The sequence below is a fragment of the Pseudomonas sp. MD330_10 genome, from assembly GCF_042610415.1.
In the GTDB taxonomy this organism is placed as follows: Bacteria; Pseudomonadota; Gammaproteobacteria; order Pseudomonadales; family Pseudomonadaceae; genus Aquipseudomonas; species Aquipseudomonas rhodesiae.
On sequence record NZ_JBHGZU010000164.1, the window covers coordinates 1 to 236 of the forward strand.

The 236-nt window shown below is 63.6% G+C and carries 1 protein-coding gene; it reads right to left on the reverse strand.

Annotated features, from left to right (window positions below):
- The coding region (locus tag ACFZPT_RS27055; RefSeq protein WP_379559183.1) for an MFS transporter at positions 1 to 236 on the reverse strand (236 nt) is incomplete at both ends.

The following is a 236-nucleotide window of genomic DNA, read 5'->3' on the forward strand; positions in this document are numbered from 1 at the left end:
TCTCGCTGAGGTTGGTGGCCGAGGGGCGGTATTCGCCCCCCTCCGACAATCCGTGCTGCAAGCGGTCAAAAACCAGCAGGTTCGGCGCGACGACGCCGATGGTTTCATAGCCGGGGCTGAGGTCGATGATCAGCGAGCCGAAGCACATCAGCAGCACCGAGGCCATCAGCGCGACCTTGCGCCCTTTGTAGTCCGCATACAAGCCCATCAGCCATCCGCCGATCGGGCGCATCAGG